This is a genomic window from Tranquillimonas alkanivorans, from assembly GCF_900115595.1.
In the GTDB taxonomy this organism is placed as follows: Bacteria; Pseudomonadota; Alphaproteobacteria; order Rhodobacterales; family Rhodobacteraceae; genus Tranquillimonas; species Tranquillimonas alkanivorans.
Genome location: NZ_FOXA01000038.1, coordinates 1 through 15629 on the forward strand (window position 1 = coordinate 1; position 15629 = coordinate 15629).

Genomic DNA, 15629 nt, shown 5'->3' on the forward strand with positions numbered 1-15629 from the left:
ATCCGGGAACTGCTGGACCTCTCCGACAGTCCGGACCGCTCCTGCGCGCAGGTCGACGCGGTCGCCCAGCGGCAACTGCGCGAGGTCGAGGCGCGCCTCGCCCGGCTCGAGGCGCTCCGCATCGAGCTGCGCCGGATGATCGGAGAGTGCGACCGCGATAGGGTGGCCGACTGCCGAATTCTCGAGGTGCTGCGCGACCACGAGGAATGTCTCGCAGATCACGGCCAGCTCGGCGCCTGATGCCGGCCGCACTGGTATATCCCCTCGCCGCGCTGGCGGAGATCGCCGGCTGCTTCGCGATCTGGGCCTGGTAGCGCGGCGCCTCGATTCTGTGGATACTCCCGGGACTCGTGAGCCTGGGACTGTTCGGCTGGCTGCTCGCCCAGGTCGAGGTTGGCTTCGCCGGACGGGCCTTCGCCGCCTATGGCGGCGTCTACATCGCCGCGTCCCTGCTCTGGATGTGGGGCGCGGAAGGGCAACGGCCGGATCTCTGGGATGTCGCAGGCGCCGGACTTTGCCTGATCGGTGCCGCCGTGATCCTCGTCGCCCCACGCGCCGGTTGATCCTCTACGCCGAGCCTCTGTCTGCCATGGAACTCCGGATCATCCGATCCGTCCCAGCACCGGGAAAGCCTCGAGCAGCCACCAGGAAAAGGCGCTGAGCCGTCCAGTCATCATTGCAAGCTCCGTCACGATCATCACCAGACCCGCGCCCTGGTGCAGGCGCCGGCCGATCCGGCCGATGGCGCGGATCCTTCCGGCGATCCTGTCGGTGAAGGCCGCCACGACCAGGAACGGGACGCCGAGGCCGGCCGAGTACATCGCCAACAGCGTGACGCCCTCGGAGATGGTGGCGCTGGCGGCGCTGGCGGTCAGGATCGCGCCCAGGATGGGGCCGATGCAGGGCGTCCAGCCGAAGCCGAAGGCGAGACCGAGGACGTAGGAGGCGACCGCCCGTCCGCCGGGCAGATCGAGGTGGAAGCGCAGGTCGCGCTCCATCATCTGGATCCGCGCCGCGCCCAGTATGAACAGGCCGAAGAGGATCACGATGGCGCCGCCCAGCAGGTTCAACTCGTAGCGCCAGCGCAGCAACGCCTGCCCGAGCGCCGTGGCCGAGGCGCCGAGGACCATGAAGATCGTGAAAAAGCCGAGGACGAAGCAGAAGCTGAGCCAGACGGCCCCCCAGCGGGGGCCGGGTCGCCCGCCGGGGCCGGTACGGCCGGCGATGTAGGAGGCATAGCCTGGCACCAGCGGCAGGACGCAGGGCGAGACGAAGGAGATCGCACCGGCAGCGAGAGCGGCGATCGCGCCAAGGGACGTGGCATCAAGCATGAGCCGCTCCTGGTCCGGCCCATGGCGATCGCCTCTGCGCCCCAGCGGAGACCGCCGGGGACCTCATGAGCCCTCGCAGCACCGGTGTCGGGCCCGCGTCTCCTACGGGGACGGCCGGCGTCCCTGAATGCGGAAACGCGTCTTCCATCAAAACCATCCGAGCACCCGGTCCAGCAGGCTGGCCGGCTCGGCATGCGGGTGGGCGTTGGCCGGGCCGTTGATGTAGAGAACCAGGTTCATCGGCTGAAACTGTGTTCGCCTATCCTACCGGGGCCTCCGATGTTTCGTCGATGCTGTGAGCGGTGCGCCCGGCGGTGAAGATTGGCTCGGCCAGTTCCGGACCATCGCGTCGAAGCTGTCGTGCCCGGGGTGAGGCACCATCTCGGCGAAGGCGGAGACCGCGTCCGCGGGACCCCGCGGCATCTCCCGTCCCGCGGCCTCGAAGGCCTCCTCCGTGAAGGCCATGCCGCCGTTCATCACCCAGCACTCGCCAGGAGACCGGGAGCCAAGGGCTCCGTCGCCCCGCCGCGCGTCCTCGAGCGTATCGGCGAGGAGCAGCTCGTGGTTGCCGGGCAGGTAGACGACAGCATCGGCCTGCGCCATCTCGGCCGCGTCGAAGAGCCCGGTATTGAGGCAGCCCAGGCTGTCCGAGCTCGGTCGATGAAATCGCCGAGGAAGACGAGGGTCCGGGTTTTGCCGGGGGTGGGCATCCGCCCGAAGCCCTCGAGCAGGCCCCGCAGGGCGCCGGATTGACCATGGCTGTCGCCGGCGACCAGCATCGCCTGGCCGGCCGGTAAGGCGAAGATCGCAAGGCCGGGTCCGGCAACGGTGTAGCGATCGGTGTAGAGCATCTCACCCTCCCTCGTTTCTGTCTCGGGCGCCCGCCGGGCGCCGGTCTCACAAGAGGACCGGCGATCCGCGGGATCACGAGCAATGGCTGGCCCCAAGGCCTGCCGCCCGGGAATTGGTGTGCGCGCCGCGCAGGGGAGAAATTTCGTCTGCCGCGAAAGACCGCGGGGAATGAGCGGCTTGTCCGGTCCGGGGCCGCAGGCGCCCGGAGGGGCGGAGCCGGCTTGCCGCCGCAGGCGGCCGCGGCCCGGCACGGGCCGTCCGGCGAAGCCGGTTCTATGGTCGTCGCGAAAGTGATCTCAGGATGGGGTGGTCGAGGGGAAGACCGCTTCCCCGCCGGCCGAGGGGCCGGTCGCGATCGGGTCGCGTCGGGTGCGGGTCGGGTTCCTGATCCCCCGAAGCAGGGGGCCGGGGCGGAGCCCCGGCCCGGCACGAGCGGGAAGCTCGCAGCGAGACCGGAGACATCGCAATCACAGATCAGGGCGCGTGCGCCGTCCCGGGCCCGGTGAGATCGCGGTGTGCTGCGCTGATCTCCCGCCGCCTTGCCGGGCCGGTGAGGGTGTCTTTCGCGCTGGCGGTCAACCGACGGCCAGGGCGAACAGCTGCCAGTTTTCCGGGTTGCGCCGGGCGGCCTTGGGCCGTTCGCGCGCGAGCTTCTTGGCGTTGGCCTCGCCGTATTCGCTGCCCTCAGGGCCGATATCGGCCGCCCAGACATGGAGCAACTCGTGGAGGATGATGGAGCCGCGGTTCTCTGTGTCACTGCCCTCGAAAAAGCGGGGGAAGACCTTGAAGCGGTTGGGCGAAAGCGGACCGCCGAGGTTCTGCGCCGCGAAGTGCGAATACGGATCGCTGTCGTTTTTTACCGCGATCTTCATCTTCTTGTTGTGAAGGCGATTGTAGAGCCGGACAGCACGCTTGTAGGTCTTGCGCATCTGCGGCACCGACAGCTTCTTGTCGCCGAAATAATCGACGATCGCGGAATCCGCGCACCATGCCTGGCGCTTCGCGCGCTTGCCGGACTTGTTCCAGACGACGGCGAGCCTGTCGCGCGCGGCCTTGGCCAGGCGTTCGGCTTCCTCGACCGATGCCTTGAGCTCGGCCCGGATATCGGCCTCTGACGAAAAGGAAGCATTGCGCGCCGCGATGTCGCTGACGTCCTCGCTGGTCAAATTGACGATCTTCGGCTCCAGGGCCATCGCCTCACCTCCACGAATTCATGAACAAATGGGCGCCAAGTATCGCCACGGCCTTCCGTAGGGTCAAAGGATTCGGTCAGGCTGCTTTGTCGCCCCGCTCGATGGCGTCGTGATCCGCAAGGTCCAGCAGTCCGTCGAGGATGTCGCTGGTTCGTCGCGCGATTGCGCCGGGGCAACAGGTCTCGTCAGGCAGGACAAGCGTGACGTCGGCAAGTCCTCTGACGGCAGATCGACGCGCGCCTTGTCCGCGCTCCGCTCGAGCAGGTTATCGAGCCGCTCGCCTGCCCGGGCTGCGGAAAAGCAGGCCAGGCGCGCCTGAACCGCGCGCTGCAGCTGCTCGGCGCGATAGACGGGCGTCAGCGTCAGGTCGTGCGCGAGGCGGTCCGCTTCTGAAGCGATGACCAGGGCCGAGCGACCGGTCTCTTCGACGCGGGTGCACGCCAGGGCGACCAGCCGGCGCAGTTCGCTCGTCTCGAGGGTACGGTTCGCACCGTCTGCTCGGCCGGCCTCGTCTCCCGCCGATGATCCCTTCGGATGCATTCTACCGAAATCATGGCTGCCCACAACGCCACGGCGAGCCTCGGATTGCGCGCCCCGTCTCTTCCGGGAAAGCCGGCACAGGCCTGTCCGACATAGAAGGTCCCTCTGACGACGTTTCTCCGTGAAGAGGAGTTGTGCGAGGACGACTCCCTCTCTACATGGCGGGAAACATTCCCCTGACAAACTGGCTCATCTTGATGAAGGATCTCCTCTTCGACACGCAGGAGTGCGCCTCCTGCCCGATCCGGCACCGCGCGGTCTGCGCCCGGTGTGAGGCGGACGAGCTTAAGCGGCTGGAGGCGATCAAGTTCTACCGCCGCTTCGAGGCAGGTCAGCCGATCGTCTGGAAGGGCGACGCGATGGACGTTGTCGGCTCAATGGTCGACGGCGTCGCCGCGCTGAGCCACGGGATGGAGGACGGGCGGACCCAGATGGTAGGCCTGCTACTTCCGTCGGACTTTCTCGGCCGCCCCGGCCGCAGGGAAGCCACGCACGACGTGCGGGCGGTGACCGCCGTGACGCTCTGCTGCTTTCGTCGTCGCCCGTTCGAGGACCTGGTGGAGAGCACACCGCACGTGGCGCAGCGTCTGCTGGAAATGACCCTCGACGAGCTCGACGCGGTGCGGGAGTGGATGGTGGTGCTCGGCCGGAAGACGGCACGGGAGAAGATCGCCAGCTTCCTGACGACCATCGCCCGGCGGGAGGCCGTGCTGCGTCGCGCGCGGGCGGTCAACGGCATGCGCTTCGACTTGCCGATCAACCGCGACGCGATGGCGGATTACCTCGGCTTGACGATCGAGACCGTGAGCCGCCAGATTTCTTCGCTCAAGCGCGACAACGTTATCGTCCTCGAGAGCAAGCGCACCGTCGTCGTTCCCGACTTCGCCCGGCTTGCGGCCGAAGCGGGTGACGACAGCGATGGTGGCCTGCTCTGCTGAGCCAAGCCAAGGTGGAGAAACCTTTTCACCGCCCTTTTGGCGAGCCGATGTGCTTCCGGTAGTTGAGCCAGATAACCATCCATCATCAGGAAAGACTTTTGGAAGTCGATTGAAAGCCCGAACTGCAGGGGCACCAAGACACATTTCGGAACGACTGGCTCAGGCGTGCAGACCACCGGCTACGGTCAGCACTGTCCCGGAAACGAAGCCGGCTTTCGGCGACGCCAGCCATACGGCGGCCTCAGCTATGTCGACCGATTCTGCAGTTCGCCCCAAGGGCGTCGCCGCTGCGACCGCAGCGGGACGCGTTGCGTTTCCCTCCCGCGCATGCAGGTCGGTGTTCGTCGTTCCCACCCGGATTGCCGCAACACGAATCCCCACTGGGCCCAGCTCTTTTCCCGCACCTATCGTAAGCGTCTCGACCGCTCCCTTCGAGGCGGCGTAGTGCACGTATTCGCCGGGTGAGCCCGTCGTTGCGGCGACGGAGGACATGTTGACGATGGCGCCCCCGGCTCCTCCTTGGTCGGTGCGCATGCGGAGTGCTGCCTCTTGAAGGCAGTAGATCATTCCGAACACGTTTGTGGCGAAGGTCCCGCGTAGAGCGTCATTCGAAACCTCAGTGACAGCAGCAGTGCCGCCAATGATGCCGGCGTTGTTCACGAGACAAGTGACCGGCCCGAGGAGCTCATCACAGGCGCCGAACATCTCGGAAACCGCGGAACGATCGGCGACATCCGCGCGCGCTACAAAAGCCCTCGCGCCGGTGGCTTCGCATCGCGCAACCGTTTCGGCCGCGCCCGGAGCATCGCGATGGTAGTTCACGCACACGTCGTAGCCGGCCTTGGCAAATGCCAGCGCGGTCGCAGCGCCGATACCTTTGCTGGCACCTGTGACGAGAACAACGGGACGGTCGGTCATACGCATAAACTGCACGAACGCGATTGGGAGCACCAGTGACGGGAACTTCATCCGCGCGCAGGACGCCCACGGCGGGCGCCCGAATGCCGCCAGAGAAGGTAATGGGGGAAGGCATGGTCCAGCATCGCCCGCGTCAGGGGGAGGGCGGCGAAGCCGTCGAGATAGGCCGGAGCACCGACGAGCGCCGCGAGCGGCTGAGTGGGCCCATGTCGGCGTCGGTCGCATCTCCGAGAGCGATCACTTGCCTTCCCGCCCGGACACGTCGCTCGGCCGTGAGCGCCACATACTGTCGCGCGGGCGAGGAGTGCGCCTCGAGATAATTCTTCACCTGCTGTTTCATGCCGGTCAGGCGGTGAGCGATGCAGACGGCAGTCGGAACGCGTCTGCGGCGAGAACGCGCTGGTGTAAGTCGGCGGCGCGGGTTCTCTGCTCGGTGAAGCCAGTCACGACTTAGCACCGGCTGCTCGTCCCACATCAGACGGACCTTTCCGACAAGTTCATTAGCCCTGCACCTCGCGCTTCGGGACGGTGCTGGCATGGGCGTGTCGGTCCGCTTCCCATCCCGAGGGGAGTACATGACTCTCGCGGATGTCCTCGAGCTGGATTACGTCGCCGCCCATCAGTGCGGCGAGTACCGTGGCGAAGATGATGTTGAGAGGGGTTAGCACGGGGTGTCCTCCTTGTGTGCTGTTGCTGAGGATTATGTGGGTCGGCCCGGATCTGCGCGGAAACGAACCTGACGCCAGGTCAGGGCACCTATTTCCTCGCCGCCTTGCCCTGAGCTTCCGCTCGTGATCCCGAGAATGCCGGAGCTGAGGCGCGCCCTGAGCAAGCCTTCTCGAAAGCCCGAGGTCGCCCGCCCAGCTGATATGTCAGACGATGAGGAGGAGGACGATTACGCCCGTTTCAGCCTGCGTCCGATCTTTAGCGATCGACGCCGCAGACCTGAATTTGGAAGAGATGGCGTGCCGCGAGGCGTTCTCGGAGGATCTGCATCTGGCGATAGCAGCCGCGCGCGAGGCTGCGATCGGCAATCTGCCGCAGTAGCTCAACTGGCCGCTCCAGCCTCCCAACCCCCCGGAGAGGGCAGGAGCGGCATCCGCTAAGGCAAATTGGCGCCGCGCGTTCTGCGCGACGCCGGCGAAACCAGACCTATCGCCGCTGGCCCACAACGCGGCGTGCGGCCTCGATGTCGGCGACGCGTTCGACGGCTTCGAGTGCATCTCCGACATGCGTTTTCGCCGCCAGGAGGTCATCGTCGGCGTCGGCAAGCTCGCCCGTCATCTCGACGAACTGGATAGCCGCCTCCTGAAACACCGGCGAAAAGACGTCACGCGCCTCGATCACGCGAACCAGTGTCCTGACGAGGTCGGGCATGTGCCGCGAAAGATCCGCCGGCATTCGCTCGAGATGCGGCAGAGCCCGGCGTGCTGCTGTTAGCCCGTCGCTCGCGAGCGCGACGAGCCTGTCCGCATCGTCGACGGACGCCGGATCGACGTAGAGCATGATTGCGTGGTGGTTCGCCTTTGGCAGCAGGGGGTGAAGCGTGGATTTCATGATCGTCTCCGCGACGCACAGCGGACGGCACCGGCCGTCCTCTATCGGCTGTCGTCGTCAAGGCCGCCGCCGTTCCCGGCGGCGGGAGGGATGTTCAGGCGGCGTGGCGCGGGGCCTGAGCCTCCGCCTCCAGGGCTTCCCACGCGGCGAGAGCCTCGTCGAACCCGTCGGTCAGAAGGCAGATCTCCTCGATCGCCGGGTCTTCCGGTGAGAGGACCGCGAAGGCCGCCGCTTCCACATGCTCCGGATCGTGCACGTTCTCCAGATGCAGAAGCTTCCGGAGCGCGTGGAGTTCGCGCCGCAGCGCCCGGCTCGGCGTGGCCTCGTGGGCGAGACGGTCAGCCATGTTCTCGACGAGTCGGGCGGCGTCATACCCGCCCAGAAGCCGGGCGGCGTGCCAGAGGGCGTCGCGATGCGCGGACACGAAGCCGCGGACAGGCGCGAGCGGGTCGGCGACGGCGGTCGCTGGGAAGGTCGTGTAGGCATTCATGATGTTTACTCCAGGTCGACGATGCCCGGTCAGTGGGCGTCAAGCTTGGGTCTCCGGAGCTGCTCTCTTTCCTCTGTGGCGGTCGCGCTTCCGGGACCGGCTTCACTGCAGTAGCCGGCCCCGGAGGCGCGATGCCGCCAAAGGTCATTCCATTTCCGTTGCGTGGCCGCGCCGGCGCAGGGGCGCGCCCTCCAGATGACGCGCGGCGGGTGCCCGTGGTCACTGCAGGCCTTCCGCCGATTTTCGGGCGGCAGGTGGTCCCTCTTCCGGAACCTTGCTCAGATGGCCTCGCGGGTCTTCGGCCCATCCACCTTCGCCAAGAGGTGGATGGACTGCGACCCGCGCGCTACCCGCTCGCCTTGAGCCGCGCCGCTTTCAGCATGCCGCGCCCGGTCTGGACCGCCTGCCGGCGGGCGCCGTCGACGCGGTACTCCTGCGCGGTCTTTCCGGCGCTCTGCCCGCAGAGCGCGAGGGCCATCCAGGTGAGATCGCGGTCGGCCTCCCAGGCGAGCTGATGCCACAGGGTTCGCACGATGTGCGCGCCGCAGCCGACATGCTCCTCCCAGACAGCGGAAATCCAGTCGCCGCTCAACCCGGTCAGACCGCCGTCGGTCGAGAAGATCGGCGTGCCCTGCCGCGCGTCATAGCCGCGCCAGAGCTCGCCGCCCGGGGCATCGTTCTCCAGGAGCGCGTCCAGGAACGGGTCCAGCTCGGTCCAAAGCTCGGCCCGTTCGTACTCGGCGCCGGTCTTCGATGTCTCGATCCGGCACGACCAGCCGCTGGCCGTTCGGACCAGGTGCTCGCCGATGAGGAACCGATGGAGATCCCCGATCCGGAGCGGGACGACGATCGCCAGCGCGAGAGCGGCCGCCTCGAGAAGGAGCTTTTGCCGCGCGGCGCTGCCGCTCCTCTCCTGCATGGCCTCCTCCCGGCGCCGCTCGGCGGTTTCCCAAATGGCCCCGAGCTCGCGCGGGTTCGTCCGGAGAAAGGCCTGTTTGCGCTTCTCCTCCGTATTCCCGCGCGCGACGTATCGCTGACGCAGGCGCCCCAACTTCTTTGCGAGCTTGGTCTTGCGCCCGTCGTGCAGAATGGCAAAGCGGCGCAGGAGGCCGATCTGCAGCGAAAGGCCGCGCGCCCCGCATTTCCGATCCTCCGCATCGTCGAGCCAGGCCCGCACGCAGCGCGGCCGGAGCTCGGCCGGCCATCCGCGCTGGCGGCAGGCGTGGGTCAGTGCGCGCAGAAGGTAGGCCATGTCATCGAGACTGGCCGCGGCCGGGGGCGCATCGCCAAAGAGAAGGCCGCCGGCGTCGATGCGGCCCCGGACCTGGCGAGCTTTCTCGATTGTCGCGCGCCAATCTGCCGGGACCTCGTCCCATGCGACGCTGCACGTCAGCTCCGGCCCCCGATGCCCGCCGGTGGACGTTGCCGGTCGAGACGCGCGCTTTTCCTGCCGGCGCTGCCGGATTGCGAGGCGAAGCGGCCCACACTGCTCCGGCGCCACGTCGCGGAGCGCGCCCAGAAGGCGCTCGAGCGTCGAGAGTTTCCCGAAGTCGAGGAAATCCTGCACATCCGGCGTGCCGACGCCGCGTTGCGCCAAGTGGGCGTGCCAGCTTGCCAGCCGCGCGTTGTCAGCGTCGGTAAGCTCCGTTTCATGCTGCATGGCGGTCTGCTCCCTTCCTGTGCTTGCGGGCCCGAGCGCGGGAGGCGCGGAGGAGCTTGCGCCCTTCCTCGCCTGCGGCTCGGGTGTCGAGCCAGGCATAGTGTTTCTTCACGGTGTCGATCTCGTCTTCGAGCACGGCGGCCGCCTGTGCCCAGGCGTTCGGGTCTTCGGAGAGGATGAGGTAGACCGTGATGTGACGCGCGAGGTGCAGACACATCCGCAGGCCCACGGCTTCGCACCCTGCCGCGTAATGCTTGGCGAAGGCAGTCTCCTCGAGCGGACGATCCTCCGATGTCGACGGAAACAGGTAATCGCTGTCGACGAGCGGCAATCGCCTCTTTCTTAGGTACGGGTGGTCAGCGATCAGACGGGGCCGGATCTCCTTCAGGTACCAGTCGATGATCGGCCAGACGTCGTCGTCCGCGGGATGATCGATTTCAGCGCGGTTCTTCACGTCTTCTCCGGGAATCGACACCCTCAGGTCCCCATCCTCGTTCCGCGGCAGGTTCGTGTCTCCTCCCCGGAACTTCAGGTGCCGGAGATTGGCGGCGCGGACCGGCGACGCGCGGAAGAGGATCGCCGCGGCGCAGGCCGCGACCCCGAGCTTGAGGGCGCGCATCATCAGCTTCTGCCGCTTCGCCCGCTTGTGCTCGTCCCACCGTGCCAGGATCGCGTCCGCCTCGCGCTTGAGAGTTTCCGGCATGTCGAAAACCGCGCGCTGGAGACCGGGATTTGCCGCGAAGGAACGGACCCAATCGACATGCTCGATGCGCATCTTTCCGACACGCCCCGAAGCCTTCCGCACCTGCTTGCGGAGCTTGGCGAGCGCCTTGCGCTCTTTTTTCTTGGCGCCAAAGTGCTCGGCCAGGTTCGAAAGCCGGCAGACCATGGTGTGAAGCGTCGTCGCCTTTTTCTTCACCTCGCCGTTCAGCTGCCGCACATTCCACAGATGAGCGATCTCCTCGATGGTCTTCGCATTGCAGATGTCGCGCAGGCCGGGATCGGCCCCGTCCCCGAGGCGGCCCGCGTCCGCAAGGAGAGCAAGGGCGCTCGCCAGGTAGTTGGCGTAGCTTTTCTCGGCCTTCAGGCCGAACTTGCTCTTCTTCGGCGGAATCAGGCGTCCGAGTTCGTCGCGGCCGCGCCGGTCCTCGACGAAGCGGGCGAACTCGCTCCACAGCCGTGCGCCCCGCTCATGACGGTTGCTGCGGGCCCAGGGGCTTTTCGGCGCCACGGCCCGGGCGACGGGCGCCAGCGGCCGCGCGGGCAGGAGGTCGGCGATGTCCGGGAATTCGTCGCGCCGGTCCATCAATTCGTTGACGCGCAGAACTCCGCGCCGGGCGGACCGGCGTTCGCCACCGGTCAGTTCCCGAAAAATGGCGGCGACGTGCCTGTCGTCGAGGTCGCGGATCGCGAGACCGGTCCGTGCCGCCGCGCGCGAGAGAGCGCCAATGCTCTGCTCGAGATGCGGAGGCAGCGGCGCGTTCACCCCGCCGTTCTCGTCGACGAAGCGGAGGAGTTCGGTGGAGGCCGAAGGCATGGGCGGCGCCAGGTTGCGGCGCAGGCCGGCGGCCCGCTGCAGCGCCGGGGAGAGACGCCGGCGAAAGGTAAGGAACTGCTCGTGCGACTCGAAGCCTTCGGCAAGCGCGGCGATCCGACCGCGGCCCCAGCGCTCCTCGAAGGCCGCGGGATCGACGGGGATGCGCTCGAGCGGCAGACGGTAGATCTTCTCGGCACGGCGGATCTCGGGGCGGATCTGTTTCTGCATCGCGGCCGAGTAGCCGAGCTCCGGCAGGCGCGCCTCGAGCTCCTTGAAGGTTCGTATCGGTGTCATCTTCACGTCTCCGGGTCATGTCGCTTTCCCGGAGATCGCGCCTGCCGCAGGATCTCGCTCCTGCACGCGTTTCGTCCGGGGCTTCGCGCAGAGAGCCCCGGACAAGACGCGTGCAGGAGCGGTCACCCGGACTGGCCGCAGTTTTCCTCATTGACGGCCAAGGTTGTGAATCCGCGGCCAAGTCACCCGGCCACCCGCCTGGAGACAGGCGATGTCTCCGGGCGGGCGGGAAGGTGACCCGAGCCGGAATCCGGCCCTTCGGACCCGAAACCGGGTAACCTGCGGCCATCATTCCTCGTCTTCGAGATCGGGGAAGTGCCGGATGATTTCGTGGTGCCGGAACCGCCAGTCCCCGGTCAGAATCCGGACCACCGGGAGCTTCCCCTGACGCGCCTTCCGCCGGATGGACCGTGCCGAGCGGCCCCGGACGTCCGGGCGGACGAGGTCTTCGGCGACCAGCAGCCGTCTCTTCATCTCCGGCACCATGCGGGGAGGCACGTAAAAGGTCCCCTCGAGCCGCCAGATGTCGGCCCAGCGGTACCGGCGCGGACCATGATCGGCGGCGGGCACACCGCCGGATGCGAGGATCTTCTCGGCGGTCGGCCGGCAGACGTTCCAGTGCCTGGCCAGCTCCGAGACGGTCACCAGGTCGTCGTCTCGGGCCTGGACGCCCTCGTGCTGCTCACGATGCATGCCGGCGCTAATCCCGATCCGACGGGTGCACGCCAGGACGCGCAGTCCAGAACCGTCTTTTCGAGCCGAGATGCTCGAGCAATGGCGTCACCGTCAGCATGCCTTCCGGCTCTTGTGGTGACGCGCCAGCAGCTTGAAGGGCTCCCGCGCCTGGTCCGCGTACGAGAGGAGATCGATCTCCGCCGGAAGCCAACGGACCGAACCTCCGACCCGGACCATCCTCGGCCATCCGCGGGTGCTTGTTTGGCGCAGAGCCTCGGGAGGGCAGCCGATGCGCTCGGCGGCGCGGCCAATCGGCTGGAGCGGGTGCTGGGGTCCTTGCGGAACATCCACCTGCTCGAGGCCCAGCGAGCGAAGGAGGTCGTTCCAGCGAAACGCGGGATGGGGCCCGACGTCCCGGCGTACGAGCAGGCCTCGCTCGACGAGGCGCCGCACGGTCCGTGGAGAGACCGCGAGGAAGCGCGCAACCTCCTGAAGAGACATAATTTCGGCTTCAACCTGCTGCATGTCGACCCTCGTCCTTCTCCTGGTCCGGATCGGAAATAGGTCCCGGAATTGGTCCTCCAAAACGGATCGATGGCGGACCTGCGGACGGACGGACAATCCCCCTATGGGGGGTGTCCGTCCGTCCGCAGGTTCGTCCGGAAGCCACGCAAGATTTTTTTGCGTCCCGCGTTTTGGAGGCCTTCCGGTTCGTCCCATGTCCCCTTCGCTGACCGACTGGCGGTCAGTTGTACAACAGCAACAAGCGAGGACGAGCATGTCTCCCAACGCCCCGAAATCACCCGCTGCCGACAGGTTCGCGTTCACCCCGGTCTCCGACTACCAGCCCACATGCCGGTGGAACTACACCGTCAAGGGCCTCCTGCGTCGCGGCGAAACCTCGATCTTCTACGGGCCGAGCAACGTCGGCAAATCGGCGCTTCTCGTGCATCTCTGCCTGAGCGTCGCTGCCGGCAAGAAGTTCTTCGGGCAAGCCACCAAAAAGGGACTGGCCGTCTACGTCGCCGCCGAAGCCCCCCGCTCGGTCCTTGACCGCTTCGCGGCCATCAAGGGCGAGTTCGACGCCGAAGCTGCCAAGAACTGCCTCGTCCTGGAGCATGCCGTGGATTTCTCGCAACCGGGCGAGGTCACGGCTCTGCAGAAGGCGATCCTCGCGGCCGCGGGCGGACAGCCCGTCGCGCTCATCGTTTTCGACACCCTGGCGCGCTCGATCGGGGATCTGAGCGAGAACGATTCCGGCGCGATGACATACCTCGCGCGGCGTGCGGAGACGCTCGCCCGCGAACTCGATGCACATGTCCTCTTCGTCCATCACTGCGGCAAGGATCAGTCGCGCGGAGCGCGCGGGTCGTCCGGCCTGAAAGGCGCCGTCGATACCGAACTGCGGCTGCAGTCAGGCGACGACAACGTCGTCGTCGGCACGATCGACAAGCAGCGGACGATGCCGAAGACGGTCTGCTACAGCTTCGGCCTCCAACCCGTGAAACTGGGCGAAGACGAGGATGGCGGCGACTACACCAGTGTGCGCGTCGTCGAAGTGGACGAGCCGATCCCGGCGAACGCTCCCGAGAAACCGCGACCGACCAGCCGCAGGACTGTCCTCGTGGACCTCCTCGAGCAGCGGCAGAAGAAGCAGGCCGACGCACCCTTCTCGATTCCGGACCTGATTGCCGAGCTCCCGGCGTCCTGGCTCAACGGGCTCAACGATGACTCGCAGAAGTCGACGGCGCGGAAGCTGCTCAACGAGCTGGCCGCGGCAGAAAAGCCGCTGGTGAAAAAGGACGGGCAGCGCTGGCGGCTCGCCTGACGCCCGAGAGGCTTCCGGTCGCCCTGGAAGCCATTCATCCAAACGAAGGACGCAATACGATGGTACAGAAATCGACCTCACTCACTGCACGGGCCGCCAATGGGCGCGGTGTGGCAGCTGCCACAGACACTCGAGGCATCGTCACGCTGGACCCGCACCAGATCTGCCCGACCTCCGGACTGCGGGATCGGCTGGCCGGCGCCGATGGAGAGGACTTCGCGTCGCTGAAGGCGAGCATCGCGCGCGATGGTCAAGACCAGCCCATCGGTGTGCGACGTGCGCCCGCCGGGGCGGACCACACCTACCCGTACGAGGTGGTCTATGGCCGGCGGCGGCTCGCAGCCGTTCTTGCGCTCGCCACCGAAAGCCCGGGGTGCTGGAAGATCCGAGCGATGGTGCTCGAGATGAATGAAGCCGGTGCGAATCTGGCGCAACTCCGCGAGAACGCGCACAGGTCTAACTACTCTTTCTCGGAGAAGATGAAGCTCGCGGCCGATCTCGAGCGGCAGGGTGTGGCCAAGCAGGACATCGGTGCGGCTCTCAATCTCGGCCGCACCGAGGTCAGCCGGTCGCTCAGCCTGTTTCGTGTCCTCGGCCCGCGCCTCGTCGAGGAGATCGGCCGGGCGCCGGAACTCGGCCGAACCTCCTGGACCAGGCTCGCCCAGTCGATCGACCGCGAGGCCGCCGGCCTGTCCGCCGAGGAACGGGAGGACCTGCTCGGAACGCGGCGCCATCTGGCGCGCGACGCAGTCGCGGAGTGCTGGAGCCGCCATGGGAACGATCCGCGGCGCGCCGTGAATGCCGCGGTCGCCGCATTGTCGGAAAAGTCAACGGAGCCGCACGTCGTGTCGGAAACAGCCTCGCGTCTGGCCGAGCAGCTCGAGCCCCGCTTCGAAGACGGGCGCATCTTCATCGACTGCTTCGTGGGCGACGATCTCCGCGCGCGAAAGCTGGTCGAACTGGCGCTGGCCAAGGTGCGCGACGAAGTCCGCCGCAAGATGAGCGAGCTCGCCTGAGCCTCTCGCAGCGGGCGCCCTGCCAAGGTGCCCGCTGCTGCCTTACGGGGATCGCCCGTGGCAGCTGCCACACGACACCGAAATCGATTGGGAAGAACAAGAATGACAAGGATCATCACCGTCGCAAGCCACAAGGGCGGCACGGGGAAGACCTGCCTCTCGGTCACCCTCGCGGTCGAGGCCGCGCGCGCGAACGGCGCACGCGTCGCTCTTCTCGACCTCGACCCCCAGAGATCGGCCTGCGCCTGGGCCGAGTTGCGGTCAGAGGCGGCGCCGCTGGTGGTGCCCTGCCGCGACGGGGATCTGGAGCATTATCTTTCGGAGGCGCGGGTAGCCGGCTTCGACACCGTTTTCATCGACACACCCTCGGGGGGCGGAAAGGCTACGGATCGCGCCATCGCCTCAAGCGATCTTGTGGTCATCCCGGTCCGGCCTGCTTTCCTCGACCTCGAGGCCCTTCAGCCGACAGTGACGAGCCTGCGCTCGCATGGGACGCGAGGCCTCTTCGTCCTGGCGCAGGTGCCTGCGAGAGGGCAGGAGGAAGACGCCGCCCGGAGGGACCTTGCAGCCAGGTTCCCACGGATCCCGGTGGCGTCCGTCCGGCTGGGCCACCGCAAGGATTTCGAGCGGGCGCTCGGTCTTGGGCTCAGCGCGACGGAGACACGGTCTAAGCGGAGCATCGCGGCCGCGGAGGGGCGGCTCCTATGGGAAGCAATCCGTGCGACGTGCGCGGGTTCAGCACAAGCCCGCCGGAGCGTTTCTGGAGTTTCATGAGCACGTGGCTCCGGGACCGCACCGAC

17 protein-coding genes and 1 pseudogene are annotated in these 15629 nt (G+C 67.2%); 6 read left to right on the plus strand and 12 right to left on the minus strand.

From position 1 onward, the window contains the following. Both BM162_RS20210 and BM162_RS20215 read left to right on the plus strand, forming a co-directional pair. Window positions 1-240 (plus strand): MerR family DNA-binding protein (locus BM162_RS20210; protein ID WP_177215295.1); only part of this gene is annotated, 240 nt, incomplete at its 5' end. After that, window positions 240-563: pseudogene (locus BM162_RS20215) on the plus strand (YnfA family protein). The gene BM162_RS20210 and the pseudogene BM162_RS20215, both read left to right, overlap by 1 nt. A 39-nt stretch (window positions 564-602) precedes the next feature. Here BM162_RS20215 and BM162_RS20220 read toward each other — a convergent pair. From BM162_RS20220 to BM162_RS20235, 4 genes are all read right to left on the minus strand, one after another. Further along, complete coding sequence (locus BM162_RS20220; RefSeq protein WP_093425482.1) at window positions 603-1331, minus strand: cytochrome c biogenesis CcdA family protein; 729 nt, start codon at window positions 1329-1331, stop codon at window positions 603-605. 264 nt (window positions 1332-1595) lie between these two features. Then, window positions 1596-1934 (minus strand): hypothetical protein, encoded by a 339-nt coding sequence (locus tag BM162_RS20225; protein WP_093425484.1) that lies wholly within the window; start codon window positions 1932-1934, stop codon window positions 1596-1598. A gap of 824 nt (window positions 1935-2758) precedes the next feature. After that, window positions 2759-3376: a M35 family metallo-endopeptidase gene (locus BM162_RS20230; protein ID WP_093425485.1), complete on the minus strand. Its 618-nt coding sequence runs from the start codon at window positions 3374-3376 to the stop codon at window positions 2759-2761. A gap of 63 nt (window positions 3377-3439) precedes the next feature. Continuing rightward, window positions 3440-3916 carry a hypothetical protein gene (locus BM162_RS20235; protein ID WP_093425487.1) on the minus strand — a complete coding sequence of 159 codons (477 nt, stop codon included), beginning with the start codon at window positions 3914-3916 and terminating at the stop codon, window positions 3440-3442. A gap of 197 nt (window positions 3917-4113) precedes the next feature. On the opposite strand from BM162_RS20235, the gene fnrL reads away from it, so the two are divergent. After that, entirely contained in the window at window positions 4114-4854 is a 741-nt protein-coding gene (fnrL, locus tag BM162_RS20240; RefSeq protein WP_093425512.1) for a transcriptional regulator FnrL, read from the plus strand. 159 nt (window positions 4855-5013) lie between these two features. On the opposite strand, the gene BM162_RS20245 is transcribed toward fnrL, so the two are convergent. From BM162_RS20245 to BM162_RS20275, 8 genes are all read right to left on the minus strand, one after another. Beyond that, the gene (locus tag BM162_RS20245) at window positions 5014-5772 is read right to left on the minus strand and encodes an SDR family oxidoreductase (protein WP_093425514.1); all 759 of its coding nucleotides are present in this window, start codon (window positions 5770-5772) and stop codon (window positions 5014-5016) included. A 500-nt stretch (window positions 5773-6272) separates the two neighbouring features. Then, entirely contained in the window at window positions 6273-6440 is a 168-nt protein-coding gene (locus tag BM162_RS23005) for a hypothetical protein (protein ID WP_177215296.1), read from the minus strand. 484 nt (window positions 6441-6924) lie between these two features. Continuing rightward, complete coding sequence (locus BM162_RS20250) at window positions 6925-7278, minus strand: hypothetical protein (RefSeq protein WP_143096246.1); 354 nt, start codon at window positions 7276-7278, stop codon at window positions 6925-6927. 145 nt (window positions 7279-7423) lie between these two features. Further along, on the minus strand, window positions 7424-7819 hold the full coding sequence (locus BM162_RS20255) for a hypothetical protein (protein ID WP_093425490.1): 396 nt from the start codon (window positions 7817-7819) through the stop codon (window positions 7424-7426). Between the two features lie 346 nt (window positions 7820-8165). Beyond that, complete coding sequence (locus BM162_RS20260) at window positions 8166-9479, minus strand: hypothetical protein (RefSeq protein ID WP_093425491.1); 1314 nt, start codon at window positions 9477-9479, stop codon at window positions 8166-8168. Then, window positions 9469-11310 (minus strand): hypothetical protein, encoded by a 1842-nt coding sequence (locus BM162_RS20265; protein WP_143096247.1) that lies wholly within the window; start codon window positions 11308-11310, stop codon window positions 9469-9471. The genes BM162_RS20260 and BM162_RS20265 overlap by 11 nt, the downstream gene beginning before the upstream one ends. 288 nt (window positions 11311-11598) lie before the next feature. Beyond that, on the minus strand, window positions 11599-12003 hold the full coding sequence (locus BM162_RS20270) for a hypothetical protein (RefSeq protein ID WP_093425494.1): 405 nt from the start codon (window positions 12001-12003) through the stop codon (window positions 11599-11601). A 93-nt stretch (window positions 12004-12096) separates the two neighbouring features. Further along, window positions 12097-12510, minus strand: a complete 414-nt coding sequence (locus tag BM162_RS20275) for a helix-turn-helix domain-containing protein (RefSeq protein ID WP_093425496.1) — start codon at window positions 12508-12510, stop codon at window positions 12097-12099. Window positions 12511-12703: 193 nt separating this feature from the next. On the opposite strand from BM162_RS20275, the gene BM162_RS20280 reads away from it, so the two are divergent. The 3 genes from BM162_RS20280 (at window position 12704) to BM162_RS20290 (ending at window position 15603) form a co-directional block, all read left to right on the plus strand. Continuing rightward, complete coding sequence (locus BM162_RS20280; RefSeq protein WP_177215297.1) at window positions 12704-13813, plus strand: AAA family ATPase; 1110 nt, start codon at window positions 12704-12706, stop codon at window positions 13811-13813. 110 nt (window positions 13814-13923) lie between these two features. Continuing rightward, on the plus strand, window positions 13924-14829 hold the full coding sequence (locus BM162_RS20285) for a ParB/RepB/Spo0J family partition protein (protein ID WP_218153149.1): 906 nt from the start codon (window positions 13924-13926) through the stop codon (window positions 14827-14829). A gap of 102 nt (window positions 14830-14931) precedes the next feature. Continuing rightward, window positions 14932-15603 carry an AAA family ATPase gene (locus BM162_RS20290; protein ID WP_093425500.1) on the plus strand — a complete coding sequence of 224 codons (672 nt, stop codon included), beginning with the start codon at window positions 14932-14934 and terminating at the stop codon, window positions 15601-15603. Window positions 15604-15629: the final 26 nt, after the last annotated feature.

Bases quoted from the DNA above. Each gene is read 5' to 3' on its own strand.
- BM162_RS20220 (WP_093425482.1), bottom strand. From the start codon at position 1,331: ATGCTTGATGCCACGTCCCTTGGCGCGATCGCCGCTCTCGCTGCCGGT.
- BM162_RS20225 (WP_093425484.1), bottom strand. From the start codon at position 1,934: ATGGCGCAGGCCGATGCTGTCGTCTACCTGCCCGGCAACCACGAGCTG.
- BM162_RS20230 (WP_093425485.1), bottom strand. From the start codon at position 3,376: ATGGCCCTGGAGCCGAAGATCGTCAATTTGACCAGCGAGGACGTCAGC.
- BM162_RS20235 (WP_093425487.1), bottom strand. From the start codon at position 3,916: ATGCATCCGAAGGGATCATCGGCGGGAGACGAGGCCGGCCGAGCAGAC.
- fnrL (WP_093425512.1), top strand. From the start codon at position 4,114: ATGAAGGATCTCCTCTTCGACACGCAGGAGTGCGCCTCCTGCCCGATC.
- BM162_RS20245 (WP_093425514.1), bottom strand. From the start codon at position 5,772: ATGACCGACCGTCCCGTTGTTCTCGTCACAGGTGCCAGCAAAGGTATC.
- BM162_RS20250 (WP_143096246.1), bottom strand. From the start codon at position 7,278: ATGCTCTACGTCGATCCGGCGTCCGTCGACGATGCGGACAGGCTCGTC.
- BM162_RS20255 (WP_093425490.1), bottom strand. From the start codon at position 7,819: ATGAATGCCTACACGACCTTCCCAGCGACCGCCGTCGCCGACCCGCTC.
- BM162_RS20260 (WP_093425491.1), bottom strand. From the start codon at position 9,479: ATGCAGCATGAAACGGAGCTTACCGACGCTGACAACGCGCGGCTGGCA.
- BM162_RS20265 (WP_143096247.1), bottom strand. From the start codon at position 11,310: ATGACACCGATACGAACCTTCAAGGAGCTCGAGGCGCGCCTGCCGGAG.
- BM162_RS20270 (WP_093425494.1), bottom strand. From the start codon at position 12,003: ATGCATCGTGAGCAGCACGAGGGCGTCCAGGCCCGAGACGACGACCTG.
- BM162_RS20275 (WP_093425496.1), bottom strand. From the start codon at position 12,510: ATGCAGCAGGTTGAAGCCGAAATTATGTCTCTTCAGGAGGTTGCGCGC.
- BM162_RS20280 (WP_177215297.1), top strand. From the start codon at position 12,704: ATGTCCCCTTCGCTGACCGACTGGCGGTCAGTTGTACAACAGCAACAA.
- BM162_RS20290 (WP_093425500.1), top strand. From the start codon at position 14,932: ATGACAAGGATCATCACCGTCGCAAGCCACAAGGGCGGCACGGGGAAG.